This window comes from Bradyrhizobium sp., from assembly GCF_049798375.1.
Lineage (GTDB): Bacteria > Pseudomonadota > Alphaproteobacteria > Rhizobiales > Xanthobacteraceae > Bradyrhizobium.
This window is the reverse complement of the sequence record NZ_JBARGP010000737.1, coordinates 1-1,745: the sequence shown is the minus strand read 5'-3', so window position 1 is coordinate 1,745 and position 1,745 is coordinate 1. Positions and strand designations below refer to the sequence as shown.

1 protein-coding gene is annotated in these 1,745 nt (G+C 64.0%); it reads left to right on the top strand.

Features of this window, described 5'->3' with window-relative positions:
• On the top strand, positions 1-1,615 hold a 1,615-nt coding region (locus tag WA702_RS28415; protein ID WP_425113863.1), incomplete at its 5' end, for an acetolactate synthase 3 large subunit.
• Between the last annotated feature and the right edge of the window lie 130 nt (positions 1,616-1,745).

Here is a 1,745-nt window from a genome sequence, read left to right as displayed (position 1 = left end):
CATTCTGGTTCGGCACGAGCAGGGCGCGGGCCACGCCGCGGAGGGCTATGCCCGCTCCACCGGCAAGCCTGGCGTGGTGCTGGTGACCTCGGGCCCCGGCGCCACCAACATGGTGACGCCGCTGGCGGACGCGCTGATGGACTCGATCCCGCTGGTCTGCATCACCGGGCAGGTGCCGACGCATCTGATCGGCAACGACGCCTTCCAGGAATGCGACACGGTCGGCATCACGCGCCCCTGCACCAAGCACAATTGGCTGGTCCGCAATGTCAACGATCTCGCCAAGGTCTTGCATGAAGCGTTCTACGTCGCCACCACCGGCCGGCCGGGACCGGTCGTCGTCGACGTGCCGAAGGACGTGCAGTTCGCCATCGGCACCTATCATCCGCCGCGCAAGTCGGACGTCCACATCTCCTATGCGCCGCGCCAGAAGGGCGATGCCACCGCGATCCGCAAGGCGGTGTCGCTGCTCGCCAACGCCAAGCGCCCGGTGATCTATTCCGGCGGCGGCGTCATCAATTCGGGGCCGGAGGCCTCAAAACTGCTGCGCGAACTGGTCGAGGTCACGGGTTTCCCGATCACCTCGACGCTGATGGGGCTCGGCGCCTATCCGGCCTCGGGCAAGAGCTGGCTCGGCATGCTGGGCATGCACGGCACCTATGAGGCCAACATGGCGATGCATGATTGCGACGTCATGCTGTGCGTCGGCGCACGGTTCGACGACCGCATCACCGGCCGCACCGACGCATTCTCGCCGGGCTCGAAGAAGATCCACATCGACATTGATCCGTCCTCGATCAACAAGAACATCCGCGTCGACGTGCCGATCATCGGCGATTGCGGCAATGTGCTCGGGGACATCCTGCAGGTGTTCAAGGCGGAGGCGAAGAAGCCCGACGTCAAGGCTTGGTGGGCCGAGATCGCGAGCTGGCGCGCGCGCAACTCGCTGGCCTACAAAGCCAACAAGGACGTCATCATGCCGCAATACGCGATCCAGCGGCTGTTCGAGCTGACGCGCGGGCGCGATACCTACATCACGACCGAGGTCGGCCAGCACCAGATGTGGGCGGCGCAGTTCTTCGGCTTCGAGGAGCCGCATCATTGGATGACATCGGGCGGGCTCGGCACCATGGGCTACGGCCTGCCGTCGGCGATCGGCGTGCAGGTCGCCCATCCCAATGCATTGGTGGTCGATATCGCAGGGGATGCTTCCGTGCAGATGACGATGCAGGAGATGTCGACGGCGGTACAGTTCGAACTGCCGATCAAGATCTTCATCCTGAACAACAGCTACATGGGCATGGTGCGGCAGTGGCAGCAGCTGTTGCACGGCAACCGGTTGTCGCATTCCTACTCGGAGGCGCTGCCGGATTTCGTCAAGCTCGCCGAAGCCTTTGGCGGCGTCGGCCTGCAGGTGTCGAAGCCTGCCGATCTCGACGGCGCGATCAAGGAGATGATCAAGGTCAACAAGCCGGTGCTGTTCGACTGCCGCGTCGCGGCGCTGGAGAACTGCTTCCCGATGATCCCCTCCGGCAAGGCGCATAACGAGATGATCCTGCCGACCGAGGCCTCCGATCCCGCGGGCTTCTTCGCCAGCGGCAAGGCGCTGGTGTGAGCTGAATCGGATGCAATGAAGAGCTGATGTGAGCTTATTGTGGTGATGGTGCGCTCGGCCGCCGATCTCGGTCTCTCTTACCTCTCCCCGCCTGCGGGGAGAGGTCGGATTGCATCGAAAGGTGCAATCC